This is a genomic window from Exiguobacterium alkaliphilum 12/1, from assembly GCF_000714435.1.
GTDB lineage: Bacteria > Bacillota > Bacilli > Exiguobacteriales > Exiguobacteriaceae > Exiguobacterium > Exiguobacterium alkaliphilum.
In genome coordinates, this window is the sequence record NZ_JJMW01000041.1 from 142623 (window position 1) to 166081 (window position 23459).

Annotated in this window: 26 protein-coding genes; 9 read left to right on the plus strand and 17 right to left on the minus strand. The window is 54.0% G+C overall.

Annotated features, from left to right (window positions below; translation table 11 throughout):
• Positions 1-68: 68 nt before the first annotated feature.
• The 4 genes from licT to RT52_RS09260 all read right to left on the minus strand — a co-directional run bounded on the left by licT (position 69) and on the right by RT52_RS09260 (position 3777).
• The gene (gene licT, locus RT52_RS09245) at positions 69-920 is read right to left on the minus strand and encodes a BglG family transcription antiterminator LicT (protein WP_034816862.1); all 852 of its coding nucleotides are present in this window, start codon (positions 918-920) and stop codon (positions 69-71) included.
• A 210-nt stretch (positions 921-1130) separates the two neighbouring features.
• The gene (locus tag RT52_RS09250; protein WP_200871114.1) at positions 1131-1871 is read right to left on the minus strand and encodes an AAA family ATPase; all 741 of its coding nucleotides are present in this window, start codon (positions 1869-1871) and stop codon (positions 1131-1133) included.
• Positions 1862-3130 (minus strand): HAMP domain-containing sensor histidine kinase, encoded by a 1269-nt coding sequence (locus RT52_RS09255; RefSeq protein ID WP_034816864.1) that lies wholly within the window; start codon positions 3128-3130, stop codon positions 1862-1864. The genes RT52_RS09250 and RT52_RS09255 overlap by 10 nt, the downstream gene beginning before the upstream one ends.
• A complete protein-coding gene (locus RT52_RS09260; protein ID WP_034816866.1) occupies positions 3127-3777 on the minus strand; it encodes a response regulator transcription factor in 651 nt (216 codons plus the stop codon). The genes RT52_RS09255 and RT52_RS09260 overlap by 4 nt, the downstream gene beginning before the upstream one ends.
• A gap of 143 nt (positions 3778-3920) precedes the next feature.
• Here RT52_RS09260 and RT52_RS09265 point away from each other — a divergent pair, with 143 nt between their 5' ends.
• A complete protein-coding gene (locus tag RT52_RS09265) occupies positions 3921-4484 on the plus strand; it encodes a hypothetical protein (protein ID WP_034816868.1) in 564 nt (187 codons plus the stop codon).
• 31 nt (positions 4485-4515) lie between these two features.
• Here the strand turns inward: RT52_RS09265 and RT52_RS09270 are convergent, their stop codons facing one another.
• Together RT52_RS09270 and RT52_RS09275 are read right to left on the minus strand one after the other, a co-directional pair.
• Positions 4516-5223 carry a membrane protein gene (locus RT52_RS09270; protein WP_034816869.1) on the minus strand — a complete coding sequence of 236 codons (708 nt, stop codon included), beginning with the start codon at positions 5221-5223 and terminating at the stop codon, positions 4516-4518.
• An 88-nt stretch (positions 5224-5311) separates the two neighbouring features.
• Positions 5312-7222, minus strand: coding sequence for an endonuclease MutS2 (locus RT52_RS09275; protein ID WP_034816871.1), 1911 nt, complete (start codon positions 7220-7222; stop codon positions 5312-5314).
• A 458-nt stretch (positions 7223-7680) separates the two neighbouring features.
• Between RT52_RS09275 and RT52_RS09280 the strand changes: the two genes are divergently transcribed.
• Genes RT52_RS09280 through nagE form a run of 3 tightly spaced genes read left to right on the plus strand, consistent with a single transcriptional unit; the run spans position 7681 to position 10521 of the window.
• Positions 7681-8169, plus strand: a complete 489-nt coding sequence (locus tag RT52_RS09280) for a PTS sugar transporter subunit IIA (protein ID WP_034816872.1) — start codon at positions 7681-7683, stop codon at positions 8167-8169.
• Between the two features lie 19 nt (positions 8170-8188).
• A complete protein-coding gene (locus RT52_RS09285; protein WP_034816874.1) occupies positions 8189-9037 on the plus strand; it encodes a PRD domain-containing protein in 849 nt (282 codons plus the stop codon).
• The gene (gene nagE / locus RT52_RS09290) at positions 9034-10521 is read left to right on the plus strand and encodes an N-acetylglucosamine-specific PTS transporter subunit IIBC (protein WP_034816876.1); all 1488 of its coding nucleotides are present in this window, start codon (positions 9034-9036) and stop codon (positions 10519-10521) included. Before RT52_RS09285 ends, nagE begins: the two co-directional genes overlap by 4 nt.
• Positions 10522-10588: 67 nt before the next feature.
• Here nagE and htpX read toward each other — a convergent pair whose 3' ends face one another.
• Both htpX and RT52_RS09300 read right to left on the minus strand, forming a co-directional pair.
• Entirely contained in the window at positions 10589-11473 is an 885-nt protein-coding gene (gene htpX / locus RT52_RS09295; protein ID WP_034816878.1) for a zinc metalloprotease HtpX, read from the minus strand.
• A gap of 15 nt (positions 11474-11488) precedes the next feature.
• Complete coding sequence (locus RT52_RS09300) at positions 11489-12034, minus strand: LemA family protein (RefSeq protein WP_034808016.1); 546 nt, start codon at positions 12032-12034, stop codon at positions 11489-11491.
• 230 nt (positions 12035-12264) lie between these two features.
• Between RT52_RS09300 and RT52_RS09305 the strand changes: the two genes are divergently transcribed.
• The gene (locus RT52_RS09305; protein WP_034816880.1) at positions 12265-13446 is read left to right on the plus strand and encodes an amidohydrolase; all 1182 of its coding nucleotides are present in this window, start codon (positions 12265-12267) and stop codon (positions 13444-13446) included.
• A 12-nt stretch (positions 13447-13458) separates the two neighbouring features.
• On the opposite strand, the gene RT52_RS09310 is transcribed toward RT52_RS09305, so the two are convergent.
• The 5 genes from RT52_RS09310 to RT52_RS09330 all read right to left on the minus strand — a co-directional run bounded on the left by RT52_RS09310 (position 13459) and on the right by RT52_RS09330 (position 17223).
• Positions 13459-14781, minus strand: a complete 1323-nt coding sequence (locus RT52_RS09310) for a hemolysin family protein (protein WP_034816882.1) — start codon at positions 14779-14781, stop codon at positions 13459-13461.
• Between the two features lie 78 nt (positions 14782-14859).
• A complete protein-coding gene (locus tag RT52_RS09315; protein WP_034816884.1) occupies positions 14860-15330 on the minus strand; it encodes a DMT family transporter in 471 nt (156 codons plus the stop codon).
• A gap of 11 nt (positions 15331-15341) precedes the next feature.
• Complete coding sequence (locus RT52_RS09320; RefSeq protein WP_081852689.1) at positions 15342-16013, minus strand: Crp/Fnr family transcriptional regulator; 672 nt, start codon at positions 16011-16013, stop codon at positions 15342-15344.
• A 13-nt stretch (positions 16014-16026) separates the two neighbouring features.
• Entirely contained in the window at positions 16027-16452 is a 426-nt protein-coding gene (locus RT52_RS09325) for a DMT family transporter (protein WP_034808008.1), read from the minus strand.
• 111 nt (positions 16453-16563) lie between these two features.
• Positions 16564-17223, minus strand: coding sequence for a type 1 glutamine amidotransferase domain-containing protein (locus RT52_RS09330; RefSeq protein ID WP_034808006.1), 660 nt, complete (start codon positions 17221-17223; stop codon positions 16564-16566).
• 381 nt (positions 17224-17604) lie between these two features.
• On the opposite strand from RT52_RS09330, the gene RT52_RS09335 reads away from it, so the two are divergent.
• Positions 17605-18711, plus strand: coding sequence for a glycerol dehydrogenase (locus tag RT52_RS09335; protein WP_034816886.1), 1107 nt, complete (start codon positions 17605-17607; stop codon positions 18709-18711).
• Between the two features lie 12 nt (positions 18712-18723).
• On the opposite strand, the gene RT52_RS09340 is transcribed toward RT52_RS09335, so the two are convergent.
• Positions 18724-19200, minus strand: a complete 477-nt coding sequence (locus tag RT52_RS09340) for a hypothetical protein (protein WP_034808003.1) — start codon at positions 19198-19200, stop codon at positions 18724-18726.
• 58 nt (positions 19201-19258) lie between these two features.
• Positions 19259-19477 (minus strand): hypothetical protein, encoded by a 219-nt coding sequence (locus RT52_RS09345; protein ID WP_034808001.1) that lies wholly within the window; start codon positions 19475-19477, stop codon positions 19259-19261.
• A 290-nt stretch (positions 19478-19767) separates the two neighbouring features.
• Between RT52_RS09345 and RT52_RS09350 the strand changes: the two genes are divergently transcribed.
• A complete protein-coding gene (locus tag RT52_RS09350; RefSeq protein WP_034816887.1) occupies positions 19768-20103 on the plus strand; it encodes an antibiotic biosynthesis monooxygenase in 336 nt (111 codons plus the stop codon).
• Here the strand turns inward: RT52_RS09350 and RT52_RS09355 are convergent.
• Positions 20086-20787: a CBS domain-containing protein gene (locus tag RT52_RS09355; RefSeq protein ID WP_034816888.1), complete on the minus strand. Its 702-nt coding sequence runs from the start codon at positions 20785-20787 to the stop codon at positions 20086-20088. The two genes, RT52_RS09350 and RT52_RS09355, sit on opposite strands and share 18 nt — an antisense overlap.
• A 113-nt stretch (positions 20788-20900) precedes the next feature.
• Here RT52_RS09355 and RT52_RS09360 point away from each other — a divergent pair, with 113 nt between their 5' ends.
• Entirely contained in the window at positions 20901-21632 is a 732-nt protein-coding gene (locus RT52_RS09360) for an AzlC family ABC transporter permease (RefSeq protein ID WP_034807996.1), read from the plus strand.
• Positions 21629-21928, plus strand: a complete 300-nt coding sequence (locus RT52_RS09365) for an AzlD domain-containing protein (protein ID WP_034807995.1) — start codon at positions 21629-21631, stop codon at positions 21926-21928. The genes RT52_RS09360 and RT52_RS09365 overlap by 4 nt, the downstream gene beginning before the upstream one ends.
• Before the next feature lie 39 nt (positions 21929-21967).
• Here RT52_RS09365 and RT52_RS09370 read toward each other — a convergent pair whose 3' ends face one another.
• Entirely contained in the window at positions 21968-23446 is a 1479-nt protein-coding gene (locus tag RT52_RS09370) for an HD-GYP domain-containing protein (RefSeq protein WP_034816890.1), read from the minus strand.
• Positions 23447-23459: the final 13 nt, after the last annotated feature.

The following is a 23459-nucleotide window of genomic DNA, read 5'->3' on the forward strand; positions in this document are numbered from 1 at the left end:
AAAACCTAAATGAACGTCTACATCGCGTAGCGTCATTTAGGTTTGGCCTGCATCATCAGTAACCATCCTTAGGATCGTCTTTCTTTCATTAAATTTTCGATGTGAATCATCATATAGAGCCGTTCATCGGTCGACACCTCATAGTTGTACTTCGAGGCGATCAAGCCCGCGATTTTCTCGACGCATTCATAGGCGTCAGGATAGCGCAGCTTCACCATCTCAAACAGCGTCTCATCGCCTCCGGTCTTCACCGGCTCTTTCGAGGCGAGCCGTTGGACGAAGTATTTGAGATGGGTCAAGAACCGGGAGTAGGCGTGCGACTCTTCATCTAAGTCGATTTGAAAATGGTACGTGATGATTGTCAGGATCGCTTGGGTCGCTTTCGTCATCTCGGTCACAAGGTGTAAGTTCTCACCCTTCGCGCCAGACATCGTCGCATTGACGAGATGAAGGGCGATGGCGACGGCCTCATCTTCATTGAGGACGACGTCGTGTCGCTCGTTGATGAGCGCGACCGCTTCTTTCCCGATTGAAAATTCAGGTCCATAAAACCGTTTCACTTCCCAAACGAGCGGGTTTCGGATGACGATTCCATCGCGATAACGGCTGAGGGCGAAATGAATATGGTCGGCGAGCGTCACATAGAGCGAGTCGTGCACCGTCTTTTCGAGCCTTGTTTCGGCGAGTTTGACGATTTGCTTCACCGTCTCCATTTCCTCACCCGGCATCTCATTTAAAAAATGGACGAACCGTTCGTGGCTCTCTTTACTCTCGAGCGTAAAGATCTTTTCGATTCGCGCTTGATCGATCGCGTCACCAGGTCGTTTTTGGAACGCAATCCCTCGTCCCATGACGACTTGTTCTTGACCGTTCGCTTGAATGGCCACGACGTTGTTGTTGAACACTTTTGAAATGTGCATGGAATCTTGTCACCTCCGCTCAGGGTCGATTGAAAAGAAAAAAACCTAAATTCACGCCGGTCCCCTAAAGTTGGATGGACGGCATCAATTTAGGTTTTGCCTGCATGACCAGTAACAATCCCAAAGTGGATTTTCTTCTTCTCGTCCTTAGCATACTCCGTTGATATCTTGACGTCAACATAAAAATAAAACGCTTACACGATGACCGTTTTATTCGAACAAGATGCGTTGCATCCGTTCCGGGGCCGCCAAAAAGTCACGCATGACCCGAACGTGCTCGAGTTCATCGAACGACGTCGGTTCGAGTCCCGTTTCGACTTGGAGAATGTCGGCGTCAGGATACGACATAAGAATCGGCGAATGGGTCGCGATGATGAACTGGCTCCCCGACTGCACGAGTTCATGCATCCGAGCGAGCATCGTCAACTGTCGCATCGGGGACAAAGCGGCCTCAGGCTCGTCCAATATATAAAGCCCCTTACCCCGGAAACGGTGGAGCATGAGCGACAGAAACGCCTCGCCATGTGACTGCTCATGGAGCGACCGACCGCCGTAGGACGAATAGAACCGTTCCGGATCGGGAGACGTCCGTGCAATCTCATCCACATAACTCGACAGTTGATACGCCGTCTCGGCACGAAGGAAAAATCCGTCTTTTGGCCGGTAAGCGCCACGGATTGGCCGTAGCGCTTCAAACAACGAACTATGTGTCGAATCGGTTTCGAATCGGAACGTCGTCGCCCCACCTTCCGGATTGAACCCGGCGGCGACGGCCATTCCTTCAATCAGTGTCGATTTTCCGCTCCCGTTCTCCCCGACGAGAAACGTGACCGGCTTCGTGAGCGTCAGTTCATCAAACCTATCAAAAATCGGTAGCGAGAACGGATAATCGGGTTGTTCGATGCGATCCCGTTCCAAGCGCACGCCGCGCAAAAATAAGTTTAGTCCCACATGATCCAAAACAGCGCCCCCTCTCTCGACTCAATCCCGTACGACAGCCCTTGCGCCTCGAGCAACAACTTGTTGATAGCAAGACCGAGCCCGTGCCCATCCGACTGGTCCCCTTTCACGTACATGTTCCAAATGTTGGCGTGCATCGATTCCGGGATGCCCGGTCCCTCATCCTCGATTTCGAGTCGTCGCTCGGTGAGCCGGACCGTGATCATGCCGCCGACCGGGCTGGCATGATAGGCGTTTTGCAGGAAGTTCGACAAAATGCGTTCCATCGCCAACCGATCCGCCTGCACTGTCACGTCTTCGAGTTCAAGCGCGACCGTCACTTGCTTGTGCTTGAACGACTCTTCCATCCGTGAGACTGTTTCTTCAATCAACTCGTTCAAGTGAACAGGCTCGGTCGTAAGCGTCAGCTTCCCAGCCGATAGTTTCGAATACTCGAGCATCTGTGTGACGAGCCGGTCGATGCGGTCAACTTCCTCGGTCATGCTTCGCCCGGTCGCGGCCACATCTTCTTGTTTGACGATTCCGAGCTCGAGCATCTCTGCCTCGTTTCGCACGATGGCGAGCGGGGTACGAACGTCATGCGTGACCCCCGAGATGAACGTGTTCTGCAGCCGTTCCTTCTCTTCGAGCGATGTGTTCATCTGCCGGACCGCTTCCGTCAAATCACCAATCTCGTCGTCGGTCACCGGTGGCAGCTTGAGTTCGTGCCGACCCGACATGATGGACGCGGTCGCATGTTTCAGCTCGATGAGCGGGGACGTCAAACGCCGCCCCATCCAATACGTGACGCCGACGGCGACAAGAAGCGCAAGCAAAAAGCCACTGCCGAGAATGACGTAAATTTGGCGAAACTGAGGGTTCGACAGCGGGACCGGTGCATACGTCACGATTTGAACATCCCCTTCTTCCCGAAGGAACGTCAAGAAACGCGTCCCGTTCACGCTAACCGTGTCCCGTTCCGACAAAGCATTCGGGTCGAGCATCGGCATCCTCTGACGGTGCATCCTACCTCCGCGCTCAAGATTGATTGGCTCTCCGTCTTGGAACACGAAGACATCGAGCTGTCCAGGGATGCCACGTCCGTCCACGAACGCCTCATAAACAATCTCCGCCTCACGTGCCAGTTGGTCATAGCTCTCCGTCTCGGCGAAACGTCCAATCAACAGTGATGTCAGTGTGAATGTAAGAAGTGCCATGACGACGAGCGGGAGGACCGCGGTCCAAAGCAATTTCTTCATCAACCGGCTCATCGCACCTCCTCCAATCGATACCCGACGCGGTGCACGGTCTTCAATTGCCGCTTCATCGTCGGCAACTTGTCACGCAACTGTTTGACGTGCGTATCGACCGTGCGCGTGTCCCCGGCGAACGTATAGTCCCACACCTCATCAAGTAGCCGATTCCGGTCGATGGCTTCTCCGCTATGCTTCAAAAAGTAGAGCAACAACTCATACTCTTTATTCGTCATGCGAATCGAACGGCCGTCATCGGTCACCGTCCGGGAGCGAGCATCCACCGTCATGTCGCCGAACGAGATTTCATCCGTCTGTTTGACGAGACGCTTCAGGCGGATTTCGAGTTCTTTCAATACAATCGGTTTGACCAAATAATCGTCAGCCCCGAGCTCAAGTCCGAACACACGGTCATCCGCCTCGCCCCGTGCCGTCGCCAAGATGATGACAGGAGCAGGCCGCAACGCCTTCAATTTCGGAATGAGCGTCCACCCTTCCCCGTCCGGCAAGCGCACGTCGAGGAGGACCGCATCGAACGGTTGCTCAAGCTGTCGCTTCGCCTCGGCGAGCGTACCGGCCACACGAACGTGAAAACCAGCATACGTCAGAAAGCGGGCAAGTCCGTCCGCTAATTTGGGTTCATCTTCGACCACGAGTACGTTCATCTCTATCGCCTCCACTTTGATTATATCGTATCGGGAAACAGACCCCATCGTTTCCCAAAGACAATTTGCAAAAACCTTGCAACTCCCTCACAACTTTTGAACGGTCGCGCCCTACACTTGAGGTAGTAAAGGAGGAGATTGACATGAATAAATTAGCAATCGCCCTGGCCGGCCTACTTGTCGTCTCAGGCACAGGCGTCTATGCCGCCACGAACGATACGACAACGACTGACGGAACGGAAACGACGACACAATGTGAGCGCGGCGAACGCGGGGAGCGCGGGATGTTCGGTGACCGGGCAGCCGGACAAGCCGCCTTACTCGAGGCGCTCGGGTTGACCGAGGACGAAGTGGCAGCAGCACGTGAGGAAGGGCAGTCACTTCCTGAGTTGGCCGAATCGAAAGGAATCACCATCGAACAGTTCATCGAGGCGATGATCGCGTCTCATGAAGCCAAACTCGACGCAGCGGTCGAATCCGGTGATTTGACGCAAGAAGAGGCCGATTCAATCCTTGCCGAGCATGAGGCGCGCTTCGCCGACGTCACGAGTTATGACGACCTAGACGAGATACGCGGTTTTGGCGGAGGACGTCATCGGGGCGGACACGGCCCACATCACGGTGGTCCATTCGGCGGGTCGAACACAGATGAGGATACACCTTCAAACGATGACAACGTAGACGACCAGAGCACGAATTCATTGTAAGCAAAAAGGCAACCGCGCGGCGGTTGCCTTTTCATATGGCCAACAATAAGAGCGAATAACCGACGAGCCCGACGGCGAAGGCTCGAAAACTGCTGTCCCGTTCCTCTGGCAGCTCTTCTTTCATGACGTTCAAGATGATGCCCCCGGCCAAAAACGCGACGATGATGGACAACGTCAATTCATCGAGCGCCGAGAACGCGCCGACGCCCCACCCAGCGAGCACCGAAAGGGACAATAAGAGCCGTCCTTCCCGATCATACATCGCTTTGTGATGGTGTCTCAGCCCTTGGTCGACCGTGATGAAATGAATCCCTAGCGCAAAGAAGTAAAGCGTCATCGTCCATGCATTATCGAACGCACTCTCGGCGAGCACATAGCCGATGCTGAAGTTATAGAAAACGAACAGCGCCATATGAATCCAGAACACGCTGCCGCTCCCGCGCCGACTCATCTGTGTGGCGAGTCGCTCGAGCCCGTAAAACGCGGCCAGGCCAATCATGCTGACGACGAGAATATGATTCTCAACCGACGCGAAAAGCCCGTCCTCTAAATGACCTTCCAACTGTTCTTGATATTCATTCAACTCCGGTAAGAGGTGCAAGAAGACATAAGCCACCGCGACGCCGCCAGCGAGCGATAAAAAACGACTGCGCGGCGTCTCACGCACATGAATCAAGTTTCCCGAGAAATAATGGATCAAGGCAAACCCGATGGCAAACAATAAGCTCAACCAAAACATTCCATCCACCTCCGACACTTACCCGTCAGCCGAACGATTAGACGACTCCCGGTCCTTGTTCCTTACCCGAGTGCTTTGCCGAATACTCTCATTCGCCTCGTTCGGCTCGTTGCCGTGCTCGAATCTCTTTCTCGACGCGACGGAGCGCCTTTTTTGAACCGCGGGCAAAGTCATGGGCTTCCTTGCGGTCCCGGTAATCGACGAACAACGTCTCGAGGTCATAACCATCCGGATACAAGTCGAGCGCTTTCGCCTCAAGCCGGACACGACGGAGCGGATAATCGTTAGACACGCCGTCGACATACACGATGACTTGGCGTAACGATTCGTCCATCGCATAGACGAGACCAACTTGATCCGTCTCGAGCAGGCGGACCCGATCCCCTTTCTCGAAGCGTTCATCCGGTTCGATGACCGGTCGGACGAGTTCTTGCGCGAGTCGTGATGAATCGACGAGCGACTGATCATACGTTTTATCATGCATGTAGCGTTCCGCCTGCTTCAAAATGCTCACGGGCAGTTTCATTTTTCGGGCGATGAACAAGGCGTTACTGTCGCCGGACTGTCCAATCAACAGTCGATACTTCGGCTCGAGCGTGTCCGGGTCGAACTGCATCGCTGCATTCATGAAGTCCGGGTGCATCTCCGAGTACGCTTTGATCTCCCCGTAATGGGTCGAAGCGACGACGAGGCAGCCTCGCTTGTATGCCTCTTCTAAAATCGCGATGGCGAGGGCCGCTCCCTCGTTCGGTTCCGTCCCGCTTCCGATTTCATCGAATAATAGTAATGATCGCTTCCCTGCCTTCTGCATGATGCTCGCCACGTTATGCATATGGGCCGAGAACGTGCTGAGCGCCGACCCCATATCCTGGTTGTCCCCGATATCGACGAATACGTCGTCAAACGTCGAGATGTCCGTGTCCGGATGTGCCGGGATATGAAGCCCGCTCATCGTCATCAAACTGAGCAGACCGATCGTCTTCAAGACGACCGTCTTCCCGCCGGCGTTCGGTCCAGTGATGATGAGACCGCGATACGTCTCACCGAGCGAGAAGTCGAGGGGGACCGCTCGTTCGAGAAGCGGGTGGCGGACTTGTTTCAAACGGATTTTTCCGATGGCGTTCACGCGCGGGGCGATGCCGTCGATGGCTTGGCTATACTTCCCTTTCGCGAACACCATGTCGTATTGGGCGATGACGTCGAGTGTCGCCTCGATGGTCGGTAACGCCTCGGCCACCATGCCGGTGAGCGTGGCGAGCACTTGGTAGATTTCGACCGCCTCCTCGGTCCGTTTGACGACGAGTTCTGCGTTCAGTTTTGCTACCGCTTCGGGCTCGATGAAGACAGTCGTGCCACGGCTCGACGTGTCGATGATCGTCCCGGCGATTTTATGCTTATACGAGGCCTTGATCGGAATCGTGAATCGGTCTTGTTTTTTCGTCACGAAACCGTCTTGAATCGCTTCCCGGTTCGCCGCACTCTTCAAAAACTTACTCAATCGCTCCTCGATCCGTCCTTCGAGAATCTCGATTTGCTTACGGACACGCTTCAATTCTTTCGATGCCTCGTCGACGACGCGTCCCCCGCGAATCGACTGGATAATGTCTTCCTCAATCTGACGCCACTCGCTCATCTCACCGGCGTACATGGATAAGAGCGGGGCGAAGAACGCCTGCTCCGTCATGAATCGCTTCAACTTCCGGGCACCGCGGAAAAACTCGGCGACATCTTCTAATTCGCTCGCCTCAAGTTGAATCCCGCGGCTGATTTTCCCGATGAGCGGTTCCATCGCGGACACGCCGATAAATGGGACGTGTGACGTCGCGTCGAGAATCGCGCGCGCCTCTGTCGTCTCTTGCAGTCGTTTTTTCACCGTTTGTAGGTGGCTCGTCGGACGCTGGTTGCATAACAACTTCCGTCCGAATCCGCTGATGCAGTATCGTTCGACGCGTTGGATGAGTTCAGTATATTGTAATTTTTCTAATGTTTGTTCGTTCATGGGAATCTCTCCTTAAATATGATGGAGATACCGCGCAAACAAAAAGCGTCGGCCGATGACGACCAACGCAAAAAGACAGACCGGTGTCTGGCAGTTTATGAAGGGCGGTATCTGTAACAGAACATGAAGGCATGACAAAAACACGCGTCATCCGACATTTTTCAGTTCGTTAGGCAGATACGACCTCACTCATTAACATGCAACACCTTTCTCATTCAGTTTCGCCCTAACTATACAACAGATTTTCGAAGAAGTAAAATTTCTAGAGAACGCTTTCAAATTAGGTCTTGATATCTATATTCGGGCGTGCTATGTTGAGGGTGACGAAACGAATAATGATCACATGTGACTGATTCGATCAGGCATGGGGTAAGACGAAAGGCTCACGCCACCCGTCTATACTCCATGCCTGTTTTGTTTTTTCACAATCATTTTTCGAACGAAAGGATGAATCGAAGATGTTATTGAATAAGTGGATGAAGAGACATACACTGACACTTTATGCACCCATGGAAGGAGACATCATTCCACTTGAGGAGGTGAGCGACCCAGTGTTCAGCGAGAAGATGATGGGCGACGGAATCGCCATCATGCCGACTGACGGGACAGTCGTCGCACCGGCCAAAGGGACCATCGTTCAAGTCGCACCGACGAAGCATGCAATCGGGATTCGCACCGATGACGGCGCTGAAATTTTGATTCATGTCGGGCTCGACACGGTCGAACTTGCAGGTGACCCGTTTACCGTGCATGTGAACGTCGACGATTCGGTCGAGGTCGGTCAACCGCTGCTCACAGCGAACCTCGAACAGATTCATCAAGCCGGAAAAGACACGGTCACGCCGATGATCGTCACGAACGGTGGCGAGCTGAAGGAACCTTACGTCTTCCATACAGGCGGTCCTGCCCTCTCTGGCAAGACGGTCGTCGCTCAAGCGGAACAATGACTCCTCGATAGGAGGAACCATGTTAAAAATCAAAAAAATCTTGAACAACAATGCGGTCATCGTCTCAGACGACGGGGAAGAGAAGATTGCCATCGGGCCGGGCGTCGCGTTTAAGAAGGCGCGCAACGACGTCGTCAATCCGCATAAAATCGAGAAACTGTTCGTCATGTCCGAAGGCGACAAGTTTCAACAACTCTTGAGCCGCATCCCGGTCGAACATTTCACGATTTCTGAAGAGATCATTAGTCACGCGGAAAAGCGGCTCGAGACGACGTTCAACGAACACATCCACGTCGTGTTGACCGACCATATCTCGTTTGCCATCGAACGGGAGCAAGAAGGCATCTCGCTTCGCAACAAGCTGCTGAACGAGATAAAAATTTTGTATCGTAACGAGTATGAGATCGGCCTCTGGGCGATTCAACACATCGAGGACAAGCTCGGGGTGAAGATGCCGAAGGACGAGGCCGCCTTCATCGCGCTCCACATCCATACGCTCAAAGTGAAAGGAGGTGATTTACGCAAGACGGTCAAACAGACGACGATCGTACGAGACATGATTCAATCGATTTCACGACGACTCGACCTCTCTATCGAAGAAGATGACTTATCATACCAACGTTTATTAACACATTTACGATTCGTCATGGATCGGGTCAACCATTACGATCACCACACGATTGACGAGGACATGTTGACGATGATTCAAACGAAATTCTCGTCTGCTTACGCGTGTGCGTCTGATGTCGCAACGGAAATGGAAGACTTATACGGCATCGTCTTGCCCGAATCAGAGCTCGGTTACATCACGCTTCACATTCAACGCCTGCAAGACCAACACCATCAAAAAGGAGGACATTCACAATGATGAACTTTTTACAACGTCTCGGACGTTCCCTCATGTTGCCGGTTGCGGTACTTCCTGCAGCGGCCATCCTCATGGGAATCGGTTACTGGATCGACCCGGTCGGCTGGGGTTCTGAAAACATTGCTGCCGCATTCTTAATTAAAGCCGGTGCAGCCATCATCGATAACATTCCAATCCTCTTCGCCGTCGGGGTCGCCCTCGGGATGGCGAAAAACCGTGACGGCTCGGCCGCCCTTAGTGGTCTTGTCGCTTATCTCACGGTCACGACGCTTCTGTCTGCAGGATCGGTCGCCTTGTTCCAAGGGGTCGACGTCGAAGCCGTCAACCCGGCGTTCGGACGCATCGGTAACGCGTTCGTCGGTATTCTCTCGGGTATCGTCGCCGCTCAAATGTATAACCGCTTCAGCCACGTGAAATTGCCTGACGCCCTCGCCTTCTTCAGCGGCAAGCGTCTCGTTCCAATCATGACGGCGTTCTCCATGATTCTCGTCTCGGTCGCGCTCTACTTCATTTGGCCGGTCGTCTACACTGGACTCGTCGGATTCGGTGAATCGATTTCACGTCTCGGCGCGTTCGGTGCCGGCCTTTACGGCTTCTTTAACCGTCTGTTGATTCCGACCGGTCTTCACCACGCCTTGAACTCGGTGTTCTGGTTCGACGTGGCCGGTATCAACGACATCGGAAACTTCTGGTCGGGTGAAGGCGAGAAAGGGATCACGGGACGTTACCAAGCCGGCTTCTTCCCAATCATGATGTTCGGTCTCCCGGCAGCAGCACTCGCGATGTATCACACAGCGAAAACGAAACGGAAAAAACAAGCGGCTTCACTCCTTCTCGCCGCAGCGTTCGCCTCATTCTTCACAGGGGTCACAGAACCGCTCGAGTTCTCGTTCATGTTCCTCGCGCCAGTCCTTTACCTCGTGCATGCAGTGTTGACAGGTGTCTCGCTCTTCATCGCAGCGACGTTCCAATGGACGGCCGGATTCGGGTTCAGCGCCGGGCTAGTCGACTTCGTGCTCAGCTCACGGTTGCCGCTCGCGAACCAACCGTACATGTTGCTCGTCCAAGGTCTCGTCTTCGGTGCCATCTACTATACGATCTTCCGCTTCATGATCGTCAAACTCAACTTGGCGACACCAGGTCGCGAATCGGATGAGGCGGTCGATGCCGTCGCAACCGAGACAGCGCCTGAAGGCGACACGAAAACAGCTCCAGTCGCAGCCGGCGGACAATACTCGGCCATGGCAGCGATGATTTACGACGGACTCGGTGGCGACCAAAACGTCACAGGCATCGAGTCTTGTGTCACGCGTCTCCGTGTCGACGTGAAAGACATGGACACGGTCGACCAAGCACAAATCAAGAAAGCAGGCATCCCTGGAATCAAGGTTGTCAGCCCGAACCACATTCAAGTCATCGTCGGGACGAACGTCCAGTTCGTCCTCGAAGAAATTGAAAAACTCCGGAGCCACCGCGCCGGATAAATGATGAAAGCCACCTCAAGCGAGGTGGCTTTTCCTATAGTCGACGCATCAAGTGTAACGCAAAACGTTACATTTGGCGCAACCGGTTGATCCGTTCGACCGGATTCGGGTGTGTCGACAACAGCCCGCTAATCTTTTTCTTCAACGGGTCGGAGAAATAAAGCGGGGCCGACGCACTCGACGCTTCTTTCACCGGTGTCTCGACGTTGGCAATCTTCTCGAGCGCCGAAGCGAGCGCTTCCGGGTTACGCGTCAGCTCCGCCCCGCTCGCGTCCGCTAAAAATTCGCGATTTCTTGAAATCGCCAAATTGATGAGCGTCGCGATAATCGGCGCAAGGACGAGCAGGACGAGCCCGACGATCAAAAAAATCGGGTTTTGATTGTTGTCACGCCGTCCGCCGACACTGCGAAAGAATAGCATCCGTGACCCGATATCACTCATGATGGCGATGACCGAGACGAGCGCGAGCGTGACCGTCGATAGACGGACATCGTAATTCTTAATGTGCGCGACCTCGTGGGCGACCACCCCTTCGACCTCTTCCCGCGACAGACGGTCAAGTAGACCCGTCGTGACCGCGACGGCCGCCTTTTCCGGCTTAAGTCCGGTCGCGAACGCGTTCGGGGACGGGTCGTTGATGATGAAGACGCGCGGCATCGGGATGCGGGCGACCATCGCCATGTTCTCGACCGTGTGCCATAAGAAGCGATGCTGTTCGACCGAAGTGATTTCTTTCGCATGGTTCATTCGCATGACGATCCCCGTACTCGACATGATGACGATGCCGACATAAAACAACGAGAAGACCGGTGTGAAAATGAGTCCCGGCAAGGCGTCCCCATAGTTGATATACGAAATCGCTGCTCCAACGAGTAAGACGAATAAGACAAATCCGGTGACGATCAATACCGTCTTCACTTTGTTTTTACGAATCTGTTCATAAAGGAGCATCGCTGGCACCTCGCATTAGAACGAGACGCGAACGTTCTCGCGTTCTTCCTCTCGCGCCTCGAGCATGTCACGCTTCTCAAAATGATGGAGTGAGGCGATGACGTTCGTCGGCACCGATTCGATTTTTGTATTATATTTCATGACCGTATTGTTATAGAGTTGTCTTGAATACGCGACTTTGTTTTCCGTTTGCGTCAACTCTTCTTGGAGCATCTTGAAGTTCTCGTTCGCTTTCAAGTCAGGGTATGCCTCGCGAAGCGCGAATAGATTTTTCAGGGCGCCGCTCAACTGATCGTTTATTTCCATCTGTTCTTGCCGCGTCGACCTTGCTCCCATTTGATTACGGAGTTCGACGACTTTCGCGAGCGTCTCTTCTTCATGTTTGGCGTACCCTTTCACCGTCTCGACCAAGTTCGGAATCAAGTCGTAGCGACGTCTCAGCTGTACGTCGATTTGGGCCCACGCCTCATCGACCCAATTTCGATACTTCACTAATCCGTTATAAGCCGAGAAATAAATGACGGCCAGCAAGATGATGACGCCTAATCCAATCCATAACATATTCCTGCACCTCGTTTCTTAAATTCACTGCTGTTCTAATTCCCTTTCATCGTATACGATAAGCTTATCTTTTACAAAAATAAGGAAAAGACACAGTCTAGGCTGAATCATGTCAACAAATCGTCATCAAAAAGGAAGAGTGGGACCGCCGTGCAACTGTGAAAGGCGACGCCCATGCCGTTTGGCAGCATATTTGACCGACCATTATATGTAGGATTGGAGTGTTCTCGATGTTTGTCACAACGCTTGATGCTAGACTGACCGATTTATATGAAGAGATGGTGACGCTACGCCGTCATTTCCATCAACATCCCGAACTCTCATTCGAGGAACAGGAGACGCCCCGTTTCATCGCGCGTTATTTACGCGACCTCGGCCTTGACGTCCGAGAAGGGGTCGGTGGCAATGGCGTCGTCGGGCGTATCAAAGGTGGGAACGGACCGACGATTGCGTTCCGGGCCGACTTTGATGCCTTGCCGATTCAAGACTTGAAAGACGTTCCGTATCGCTCCAAAGTGAACGGCGCGATGCACGCATGTGGTCATGACGCGCATACGGCGTCGCTCCTCGTGCTCGCCAAAGTGCTCGCCGAGGCCGAGTTGCCAGGAGATGTCGTCTTGATTCACCAGTTCGCCGAAGAACTCGCCCCAGGTGGCGCCAAACCGATGATTGCAGATCGTTGTCTCGACGGTGTCGACTATATATACGGCGTCCACATTTGGACGCCGCTTCCGTTCGGGACGATCGGCATCAAGACCGGCCCGATTATGGCGGCAGCCGACCGTTTCGAACTGACGATTAAAGGCAAAGGCGGTCATGGGGCCATCCCGCACCATACGATTGATTCGCTCATGGTCGGCGTCAACGTCGCGAGCCAACTCCAACAAATCGTGAGTCGCCGCGTCGACCCGCTCGAACCGGCCGTCTTGACCATCGGGACGTTCGAATCGGGACAGGCGTTCAACGTCATCGCAGACGAAGCCCGCCTCTCTGGAACCGTCCGTACGTTTAATCCGGACACGCAAACCCGCATCATGGAAGACATGGAGCGCATCATCGCCACGACATGTGCCGGGGCAGGGGCCGATTACGAGTTGAACTATATTCAAGGCTACCCTGCCGTCATCAATCATCCGATGGAAACAACGCACGTGCGTCATTCGGCCGTGAACGTGGTCGGCAGTGCCGGCGTCATCGAGATGTCCCCGCTCATGGTCGGGGAGGATTTCGCCTATTACTTGCAACACGTCCCGGGCAGCTTCTTTTTCGCCGGCGCCGGTAACCCCGAGCGCGATGCGATTTTCCCGCACCACCACCCTCGCTTTGACATCGACGAACGGGCGATGCTCCTTATGGCCCGCATCTTGATGAACGCCGCGTTTGAGACGTGGGAAGAGACAAAAGAGGAATGACGCGACGTCGCGTCATTCCTCTTTTTCTTCTGGCAAAATTGAGATGAGGACTTGGTCGACCCGTTTCCCATCCATGTCGACGACTTCAAAACGTAGGCCATACGCCTCGACGATGTCTCCGCGTTTCGGAAAGTCACCAAGCGTGTAGATGACGAGTCCGGCGAGCGTATGATACGCGTTGCGTCCTTCGTCAAATCGCGCGTCACGGATGCCGAGCGTCCGCTTCAAGTCCTCGATGCTGAGGAGTCCATCGGCTAAATACGTGCCGTCTTCCCGACGAACGACGTCAGGCGCCTCTTCTTCAATCATCACTTCCCCGACAATCTCTTCAAGAATATCAAACAACGTGACCAGTCCGAGGAACCCGCCATACTCATCTAAGACGAAGGCGATGGGCGATCCGGTCTGTTGCATCATTTGAAGGACTTGGCTCGCTTCGCGTTGCTTCGGGACGATCAGTGGCTGTTTGATTTGTTTTAAAATGTCCGACGGCGCCGCGAGTTCCGGCAACATCAACACGTCACGGACATCAACGTATCCGACGAACTCATCGAGCGTCCCGCGTCCGACGGGGAGTTTGTTATGTCTACTTTCATATACAGCGGCTTTGATGTCGGCCATCGAGTCTTCGATATCAATCCATTCAAGTGTCGTCCGCGGTTGCATCAGTTCATAAATCAATTGGTCATGAAACGCAAACACGCGCTCGACTTGCTGCACTTCTTCATGCGCAAACTGTCCTTGTTGCGCTCCTTCGAATAACAGTTGCTTGATTTCAAGTTCTGTCTCCCCATCTGTCCGTTCTGCCTTCAACCCGAGCAATTTGAACAAGAACAGCGTCGATTTCGATAGAATCCAAATGAATGGACGCATCACTTTACTGAACAAGTCGAGCGCCGGGATAATCGCCATCGTCACCCGTTCCGGTGCGACGAGCGCGATTCGCTTCGGGACGAGCTCCCCGATGATGAGGGAGAGGTACGTGATCACGGTGACGACGAGCACATATCCGACTGTCGACGCCGACTGTGCGCTCATGCCGAGCTGTTCAAACGCGTTCCCGACCGGAGTCGAAAACCTGGCACCCCCGTATGCCCCGTTGATGATCCCAATCAACGTGATTCCGACTTGGACGGTCGAGAGCAGGTCTGTCGGGTCTTTTGAATACTTCAATGCGATTTGCGCGCTCCGCTTCCCTCGATTCGCCTCGACTTCGAGCTTCGACGGCTTCGACGAGATGAGCGCGATTTCGGTCATTGCGAAGATCCCGTTCAACACAATCAAAAACAAGACGATCATTAAGTCAATCCATATGGAAGAGCCCACCGTATTCATCACCTCTATAGTTATTTCAGTTCACTTTATCCATCATACGTCTCTGTACCCGTTTTGTGCACGAAAAAAGCCACTCCTTCAAGCGGCTTCCTTCATCGACTCACGCGCGAGCGCCGTCGCTTGTGACTGTTTGAAAATCACGACGCCGAGGAGCAAGATCATCAAGCCGATGACTTGTCCAGGTGCCAACGTAAGTTGCGGCATGCCGAACGCACCGAATAAGTCGACGCCGAGCGCCCAAATCAATTGCGACACGAGGATGACCGACACCGACAACGTCGGACCGAGCAGCTGGATGCTGCGCATGACACAAAAGACGACGCCCACCCCGAGCAGCCCGCCAAGTGCATAGATGGGTGAGACGTCCCGAATGCCCGCAAGGTCTCCACCGAACAGAAGGAGCGGTACGAGCGACCCAACGAGCCCGACGATAAAGACGAGCACCGTCGTCGCCCACGCCCCGAGATGGACGTTCATTTTCGCATTGACGGCCGCTTGTACACTGATGAACGCACCCGCGATGGCCGAACAGATGATTCCAATTACCATGAAGATTCTCCTTATTCATAGAGCATGCCATTGGCACGCTGCTTTAATCGTTCCATATCCAAAATCTTGACTTGCTTCCGTGTCCGTTCGACGAGTCCTTCGTCCGCGAACGCCTGGAGCGTCCGGTTCAGATGTCGATAGCTCGTCCCGAGCCATTCGGCCACTTCTTTTCGCTTCAATTGACTCATCTCGGATTGAAACAAGTCGTTCCCGGCCTCGCTGAGCGAGACGAGATAGCCGGCGAGTCGTTCCTCGAGCGTCGACATCAAATGGTTCGACGAGGCGTTCGCTTCGATAAATAGCTTCTCTGACACGCCACGAAGCAAATGTTCGGTAAATTCGATCGTCCGGTTGTATGTTTTCAATACCTCAAACGGGATGCGCAGACAGACGACCGTCCCGACCGCTTCGACGGTATGGAGCACGTGACGTCCGCTTGCGTATTCGATATCGCCAATCAACGTCGGTGCGGCTTTCAAGCGGAGGAGCCGCAACTTGCCTTCCTCACTGAGCGTATAGATTTTGACGCGTCCTTCTAAGACGACGAACAACGAATCGATCACGCCGTCGTTCGCGCAAAGCATCGCTCCCGAAGGAAACGTGACGATCGAGGAAGCAGCGAGTGTCTGTCCCGAGAACAAATGGTGCCAACCGAGCCGATGTAGCGCAGCCTCTACTTTCATCTCCATCTCCTCCTCATGTGAACGTGTAGACGCCAATCCCGATGACCATCAGGCCGAGCCCGATGACCTGCCCTCCGGTGACCGGTTTTTTCGCGACACCGAACCATCCGTTCGAATCAATGATAAACGCTCCCATCAACTGCGCGACGAGTAAGACACAAATCGCCCACGTCACCCCGAGTTGTTGAATCGCCGTCAATTCACCAAAGACGACAAAGACACCGAACAACCCGCCTAGACTGTAGTACCAAGGCACGCGACGAAACGCGGTCAAATCGCCATCACGCTTGAACGCGTAGATGAATAACGCCAGCACCAATCCGACGAGGTGGACGATGGTGACCGACAACCATGCCCCGACCGCATAGCCGAGTTTGGCGTTGAAGATGCCCTGCAACGCGATGAACGTGCCCGAGAGCAACGCAAAAATGATTCCCATCCCTATTCCCCCTGTCTCTTCGTCTGACTGTACGGGAGAATGAATCGTTTGAAAAGGACATATGTCCGAAAAAAAAGACAATCTAGGCGATTGCCCAGATTGTCCATGTCGTTAGTTGAGTAATTTGACGACTTCTTCTGCTACGCGTTCAGACGATTGTGGGTTTTGTCCCGTGACGAGACGTTCGTCGACCGCGACGTTGACCGCCCAGTTGTCGGCCCCATCGAACTTGCCGCCCTTTTCACGCAGTGCCGATTCAAGCAAGAACGGCACAGCGGATTCAAGTTGCATTTCCCGCTCTTCGGCGTCGGTGAAGCCGGTCACTTGTTTGTCTTTGACGAGCGGTTCCCCGTTGCTCAACGTGACGTTGACGAGGCCGATTGGGCCGTGACAAACGGCGGCGACGACGTTCCCACTCTCATATACGTCACGGACGACACGTTGAAGCGTCTCACTGTCCGGGAAATCGACGACCGTTCCATGTCCACCAGGAAGGAACACGGCATCATACGAATCATCCGCGACTTGGTCAAGTCGGACCGTATTTTTCAACAAGGTTTGTGTATCTAAAATCTCTTGTGACAAGCCGTCCTCGAGACTGTTCGCATCGATTGGCACGTCTCCGCCCTCGATACTCGCGACCGTCACTTTGTATCCTTGTTTCTCAAATTGAAGATATGGTGCGGCGAACTCCTCGAGCCAAAGCCCGGTAGCATGACCGTTCTCTAGTTTATCGGCAGACGTCGCAATGATCAATACATGTTTAGCCATCGTTCATTCCTCCTTCAGAAAGTTACATACGACATAGTTGTTCCCCGTCTCCTCTCGTTCAAACCATCAAACGCGTTAGGAAATCGGGACGTGTCTCTTTTTTCGACCAGGTCATTTTTTACGGACGGGCCCTCCGTATCGGGCGGCTATACTGTACCCATCAGCTCATAGGAGGGGTCATCGTGACGAAATCGATACTCGAATGGGGATTTGTTGCCGTCGCCGCTTTGATTGTGCTACTCATCGTCCTCGGAAGTACACTATGCACGCTGTGACGCTCGTTCACGGAGCTGTCACGCGAATATCCGTTTACCGTACGCCTGAAATCGGGAACATCTTTACTGTTGTCCATCGCCATTTCACTTCGAAAGGATGTTGATTATGTCAGAACGCGTTTTCATCAGTCCAGCCAAGTATGTGCAAGGGAAGAACACGATTGACCAGCTCGGGAAGCATGTGGGCCATTTCGGCTCGAAAGCGCTGTTGATTGCCGACGATATCGTCTGGCGCATCATCGGGGACCGCGTGACGACCGCTCTTTCCGCAAGCGACGTCGAGACGGAGAAGGCCGACTTTGTCGGCGAGGCGTCTCGTCATGAAATCGAACGGATTGCCGCTTCCGCAAAAGAGAATCATGTGTCGTTCGTCATCGGCATGGGTGGCGGCAAGACGCTCGATACGGCAAAAGCGGTCGCCGATGAGCTTAACGCTCGCATCGTCATCGTTCCGACGATTGCCTCGACGGATGCACCGACGAGCGCCTTATCCGTCATCTATACGGATGAAGGGAATTTCGAGACGTATCGTTTTTATAAGAAGAATCCAGACCTCGTGCTCGTCGACACGAAGTTGATTGCCGAGGCACCGGCCCGCTTCCTCGCCTCAGGCATTGCGGACGCCCTCGCGACGTGGGTCGAAGTGCGGAGCGTCCTCGCATTTGGCGGGAAGACGATGGCCGGCGGTGTCCCGACCATCGCGGCCGAAGCGATTGCGAAACGCTGTGAAGAAGTGCTGTTCGACTATGGGATCCTAGCGTACGAGTCGGTGCAGGCGAAAGTCGTCACGCCGGCGCTCGAAGCTGTCGTCGAGGCGAACACGTTACTCAGCGGCCTCGGCTTCGAAAGCGGCGGTCTGGCGGCGGCCCATGCCATCCATAACGGGTTCACGGCACTCGACGGGGACATCCACCATTTGACCCACGGCGAAAAAGTCGCGTTCGGCACACTCGTGCAGCTCGCGCTCGAAGGACGGACACAAGAAGAGTTTGAGCGGTACGTCGCCCTATACATGGCGCTTGATTTACCGGTCACGCTCGAGGATGTGAAATTGAAGGACGCCTCACGAGAAGATATCCTGAAAGTCGGACAAGCGGCCACCGCAGAAGGCGAGACGATTCATAGCGGCTTTGACGTCACACCAGAAGAAGTCGCGGACGCCATCATCGCGGCCGATCGGTACGCCCGTTTGTATCAAGCGAAACAGCGATAACAAAAACGAGGATCAGCGCACGGGCTGTTCCTCGTTCTTTTGTTTCGGGGAGGCGATGAACGTCAACAGGATGCCGACGACCATGCAACTGACGGTCAATATGAAAAACGTCAGTTGGTTCGCGTAAATGATGTTCGTGAACTGATTCCAACCTGTCGCATAGGCCGCATTCGTCGACTCCTGAATCCCATCACGGAGTGCGTTCGCCTGATCCATATTGACCGTCAGCGCGAACGCTGCCATGGCGATGCCGCCGATGATGAGCCCGATTCGCCCGAGCGGATGGACCGTTTGCACCGTTCGACGCGCGAGCCGAATCGTGATCCAAACGAACAATAGCGCGAACGGCCAGCCGATGAGGAGAACGAGCACGTACGGGTTCCCTTCCCCTGCCGGCTCCGTGTACGATGCCGTCATCGTTTCACCGAGCTTGAATAAAACGAACGTGATCAGCGTGATGATGAACCACGCCTTGATTAACTTTTCCATGACTTCACCTCGCCCTCAGTATAACAAAACACCGCATGCCTCGGCATACGGTGTTCGCTCATGACTTCGGACGAATCGCGTAATAAATCAGGATGACGAGCCACGTCCAAATCCCGGTGAAAATTCCGAGAATCCCGATGATGAAGAATCCAAGCGGAATCATCGACTTCGTACGATTGTAATCTTTCCACATGTCCGATAGCCCTTTGATGTTGAAATACAAAAAGGCAAAGAACAAAATGAGCAATAAAAGCGGTAAGCCGAAAATGAGTTCCATACGATCACTCCTTTCTTGTCCCGACCGTTCTCGTTAGTTCAAGTGTACCGCGCTCATGCGTACGGCGCATCGGGCTGCGGCCGTATGCATCTATGGTCATGAGGCGGATACGCTCGTACTCTATTCCCTAAAAGTTTCTCTTTTCAACATTTGAAATAAAGAGAAAACGAAATAAATGATTGTTTGAAGAGTCACCGTCGATGCGTTGACGGCGAGCAGGAAGCAATAAACCGGAGCCGACTTCACGCTATACTAGAAGATGTACGATACTTGTGAAGGGGGAACCGAGGATGTGGATTGTGATGAACAAGTTGGACGTGGAAAAAGGGAAGGTCGAGGCGGTGAAAGCCCGGTTCGAGACGACAAAGGGAATCGAGTCGATGGATGGGTTCATCCGTATGCAAGTGTTGACCGACACATCGGACGAGACGAAAGACCAAGTCGTCATCATGACGACGTGGCGTGACGCGGCGAGTTTTGAGAACTGGCTCGAGAGCGGAGCTTATAAACATGCCCATAAAAAACGGGACGACGACACGTCGGAAGTGAAGCCGGTCGTCCTCGGGAACACAGTCAGTCAATATGAGGTCGCCATCGAACACGGCGCCTCATCCGATCACGTATAAGATGTCTTGCGGACGAATGATGCCGAGGAGCGGCTCATCCGTATCGCCGGTCGCTGTGACGAGGAGCGCGTCGAGACGTGCTCCTTCTTTCATGTTCACGAAATGATGATGGGCTTCGATGACGGACGTGTTCGCGGCGATGAAGCGATACCGATGGATGTGCGGATCATGATGGAGCACGTGGCTCACGAGCACCCCTTCGAGCGAGACGTGTGACGCGTACGCCGCTTCGGCGAGCCAACTCGTCACGCCTTTTTTCGTCAATAAGCCGAGCCACGATCCGTCGATGCTATAAATCGGGAACTGGGAGTAATTCTCGTTTCGAATCGCCCGCAGCACGTCTTGTAGAGGATCGTCTGCCCGAAATGTTGTCACCTGTTTTTGAAACAGCGGGATGACCAACTTCGGATGCAACAGTTCCCGCTCCACTTCAAGAATCAAGTCGACAATCGAATCGTGCGGCTCTGCGATGATGAAGTCAGGTTCCCGTCGCTCATGCACGATGGCGTTGCGCAACTGGCTCATCTGATGTAAGTCTTCTTTATACCGTTCAATGATTGGATTCTGTTTGGCGAGTCGGTTGACCATGTTGCTGAAACTAAAATGTTTCCCATCGCCCATCTCGCGACTCAAATAATCTTCAATCCGATGATACGACGCGATGAACTCTTCGGCTCTACTCATGTTTCCACTCTCCTTATCGCCTATCTATACCCGATTTTTTCTTCGTTCGAGCAGGATAAGCGCGCCTTATCACGAATGAGAACACATCCTACTAACCGAAAGGAGGAGCGTCGATGGCGACTCCGCTCCAAAACACGGCGCGCCTCTCGAACAAAGACGCGTTTCGTTCCGGCATGCGTGCCGGCATCCCCGTCGCGGTCGGCTACATTCCGATCGCCATCGCGTTCGGTCTGCTCGCGAAATCGTTCGACATGCCGAACGTGATCACACTGGCGATGTCCTTATTCATCTTTGCCGGGGCCAGCCAATTCATCGGGATCCAATTGATTATGGCCGGGGCGATGTATTGGGAGATTGTGCTGACGACGTTCATCTTGAACTTGCGTCACTTCCTCATGTCGGCCTCCTTGTCGCAACGGCTCGAGACGACCTCGAACCGCTTCCTCGCGGCCGTCGCGTTCGGGGTGACCGATGAGACGTTCAGCGTCGCCTCGATTCGCAATGAGGCGACGCGGGGCCATTTCGTCCTCGGATTGAACAGTATCGCTTTTTTGGCCTGGAACGTCGGTACGTGGATTGGCGTGTTTCTCGCGTTCGGCTTACCTATGGAGCTCCAGGCGAGTATGGGCATCGCCTTATACGCCATGTTCATCGGATTGCTCGTCCCGAGCTTGACGCGTAAGCCGGTCCTCGTCGTGGTCGCCGTAGCGGCAGTCGCACAGAGCGTGCTCCATTGGGGCGTGTCCCCGTTCTTCCCGCTCTCGTCCGGCCTCCGTATCATTCTTGCGACGTTCATCGCGGCTGGAGCTGGTGCCATGCTTTACCGAGAGGAGGAGTCACCATGATCAGTCTATTTCTTCTCGTTTTGGCGATGGCGGTTGTGACGTATGTTCCGCGGCTCGTTCCGCTACTTTGGTTAAAAGACGTAGCGTTACCCCCGCTGTTGAAACGATTTCTCCTGTTCACGCCATACGCGGTGCTTGCGAGCCTCATTTTTCCTGGCATCTTGACGGCGACGCACACTGTCTCATCAGCCTTGATTGGTGGGGCTGTGGCCGTGCTCTTGGCAATGCTCCGTGTGAACCTCGTCTTCGTCGTGCTCGGTGGCATCGCTGGTGTGTATGTGCTCGAGGTGTTATGAGAAACGAAAGGACTGTCCCGCAAATCTGGGACAGTCCTTTTATGCAGATATCGTCTGGCGCCGCAATTCGATGAAGACGTCAACAAAGTTGGCGTCCCATTGCGTACCACGACCGCTCTCTAAAATCGCGAGCGCCTTCTCCGTCGGCATCCCTTGTCGATATGGGCGGTCCGACGTCATCGCGTCATATGCATCGGCAATCGCCATGATGCGACCGAACAGCGGGATCGCGTCCCCCGCCAACCGGTCCGGATAGCCATTGCCATCGATTCGTTCATGATGGGAACGCACCCCGGCCAAAATCGGCTGCAGTGAATCCGGCAACGTGATTTGATTCAAAATATGGATGCCGATGGTCGGGTGCTCTTGAATCTGGGCGAACTCGTCGTCCGTCAATCGCCCTTCTTTCAACAAGACGTCATCTCGGACCCCGATCTTTCCGATGTCATGAAGGAGCGCCGACTTGCGAAGCAGTTCGACCTCGTGGACAGGCATCTGGAGCGCCTCGGCCAGTTCGACCGAATAAGCGGCGACCCGTTCCGAGTGACCGGCCGTGTAGGAGTCACGAGCGTCGAGGGTAGCGGCGAAGAGGACGAATAGACTATTCAACAACTGTTCGTTCTCCGTCTCTCGACGCGTCACGTTCTCGACCATATGGTTGAAACCGGTCACGAGCTGACCGAACTCGTCCGCATACGGGTTCGCAATCGGGCGAAGTTGCCCGGCATCTAACGAGGCGACCCCTTCGGTCAAGGCGCCGAGCGGACGCTTGATGCTGTCATAGAGCAAGATGCTACTGAACGTGGCCACGCCGATGATGACGACCAAGATGAGAGCGGCCCATCCCCAATACGCGTCGACTTGTTCGACAGTCGACAATTGGACGCCCGAAGCGAGCATGAACAGCATGACCGGGAACATCCCGATGATGAGCATGCTGACCAATAGCTTCGTCCGGACACTGAGCGAACGTTGTGTCGTCTGAAGCGGTTGTTGATGCAACAATCCGTTCTTTCCTTGGAAATGAAGGAGCATCGGTTCGACCGAGCGGTACGTCAGAAAGAATTCAATTAATGCATGCAAAAGTGCGATCAACACCGCTCCAAGTGCAGCAAGCCCAATCATCCGATACGGCAAATCAATCCAACCGAAGTGAATCGCGGTAGCTGATAAAAGCATCGCCGGAAGCGACAGTCCGAACAAATGCGGTCCCATGATTCGCTTGATGGTGAGCACCGGAAAGCGGCTCGTCTGATCAAACGCCTGCTGAAGCACGGCCTGACTCGGGAACTCGACCACACAAGCCGCACGAATCGGTGCCACATGTCTGCGGTACATGAGTAACTCCAGTCCGGCCATCATGGTCCCCGAGATGGCCATGATGGAAAATAGAATCGTCATTTCAACCGATGACAACTCGAGCGTCTGGAAGATGAATAAACCGCCAACCCCAAAGACGGCGATGCCAGACCCCAATATGTAATTCACTAACAATGTCCGTTGGAACGTTTTGAACATGAAACCCACTCCC

Excerpts from the sequence above, each read along its gene's own strand:
- licT (WP_034816862.1), bottom strand. The coding sequence starts at position 920 with ATGCACATTTCAAAAGTGTTCAACAACAACGTCGTGGCCATTCAAGCG.
- RT52_RS09255 (WP_034816864.1), bottom strand. The coding sequence starts at position 3,130 with ATGAGCCGGTTGATGAAGAAATTGCTTTGGACCGCGGTCCTCCCGCTC.
- RT52_RS09260 (WP_034816866.1), bottom strand. The coding sequence starts at position 3,777 with ATGAACGTACTCGTGGTCGAAGATGAACCCAAATTAGCGGACGGACTT.
- RT52_RS09265 (WP_034816868.1), top strand. The coding sequence starts at position 3,921 with ATGAATAAATTAGCAATCGCCCTGGCCGGCCTACTTGTCGTCTCAGGC.
- RT52_RS09270 (WP_034816869.1), bottom strand. The coding sequence starts at position 5,223 with ATGTTTTGGTTGAGCTTATTGTTTGCCATCGGGTTTGCCTTGATCCAT.
- RT52_RS09275 (WP_034816871.1), bottom strand. The coding sequence starts at position 7,222 with ATGAACGAACAAACATTAGAAAAATTACAATATACTGAACTCATCCAA.
- RT52_RS09280 (WP_034816872.1), top strand. The coding sequence starts at position 7,681 with ATGTTATTGAATAAGTGGATGAAGAGACATACACTGACACTTTATGCA.
- RT52_RS09285 (WP_034816874.1), top strand. The coding sequence starts at position 8,189 with ATGTTAAAAATCAAAAAAATCTTGAACAACAATGCGGTCATCGTCTCA.
- nagE (WP_034816876.1), top strand. The coding sequence starts at position 9,034 with ATGATGAACTTTTTACAACGTCTCGGACGTTCCCTCATGTTGCCGGTT.
- htpX (WP_034816878.1), bottom strand. The coding sequence starts at position 11,473 with ATGCTCCTTTATGAACAGATTCGTAAAAACAAAGTGAAGACGGTATTG.
- RT52_RS09300 (WP_034808016.1), bottom strand. The coding sequence starts at position 12,034 with ATGTTATGGATTGGATTAGGCGTCATCATCTTGCTGGCCGTCATTTAT.
- RT52_RS09305 (WP_034816880.1), top strand. The coding sequence starts at position 12,265 with ATGTTTGTCACAACGCTTGATGCTAGACTGACCGATTTATATGAAGAG.
- RT52_RS09310 (WP_034816882.1), bottom strand. The coding sequence starts at position 14,781 with ATGAATACGGTGGGCTCTTCCATATGGATTGACTTAATGATCGTCTTG.
- RT52_RS09315 (WP_034816884.1), bottom strand. The coding sequence starts at position 15,330 with ATGGTAATTGGAATCATCTGTTCGGCCATCGCGGGTGCGTTCATCAGT.
- RT52_RS09320 (WP_081852689.1), bottom strand. The coding sequence starts at position 16,013 with ATGAAAGTAGAGGCTGCGCTACATCGGCTCGGTTGGCACCATTTGTTC.
- RT52_RS09325 (WP_034808008.1), bottom strand. The coding sequence starts at position 16,452 with ATGGGAATCATTTTTGCGTTGCTCTCGGGCACGTTCATCGCGTTGCAG.
- RT52_RS09330 (WP_034808006.1), bottom strand. The coding sequence starts at position 17,223 with ATGGCTAAACATGTATTGATCATTGCGACGTCTGCCGATAAACTAGAG.
- RT52_RS09335 (WP_034816886.1), top strand. The coding sequence starts at position 17,605 with ATGTCAGAACGCGTTTTCATCAGTCCAGCCAAGTATGTGCAAGGGAAG.
- RT52_RS09340 (WP_034808003.1), bottom strand. The coding sequence starts at position 19,200 with ATGGAAAAGTTAATCAAGGCGTGGTTCATCATCACGCTGATCACGTTC.
- RT52_RS09345 (WP_034808001.1), bottom strand. The coding sequence starts at position 19,477 with ATGGAACTCATTTTCGGCTTACCGCTTTTATTGCTCATTTTGTTCTTT.
- RT52_RS09350 (WP_034816887.1), top strand. The coding sequence starts at position 19,768 with ATGTGGATTGTGATGAACAAGTTGGACGTGGAAAAAGGGAAGGTCGAG.
- RT52_RS09355 (WP_034816888.1), bottom strand. The coding sequence starts at position 20,787 with ATGAGTAGAGCCGAAGAGTTCATCGCGTCGTATCATCGGATTGAAGAT.
- RT52_RS09360 (WP_034807996.1), top strand. The coding sequence starts at position 20,901 with ATGGCGACTCCGCTCCAAAACACGGCGCGCCTCTCGAACAAAGACGCG.
- RT52_RS09365 (WP_034807995.1), top strand. The coding sequence starts at position 21,629 with ATGATCAGTCTATTTCTTCTCGTTTTGGCGATGGCGGTTGTGACGTAT.
- RT52_RS09370 (WP_034816890.1), bottom strand. The coding sequence starts at position 23,446 with ATGTTCAAAACGTTCCAACGGACATTGTTAGTGAATTACATATTGGGG.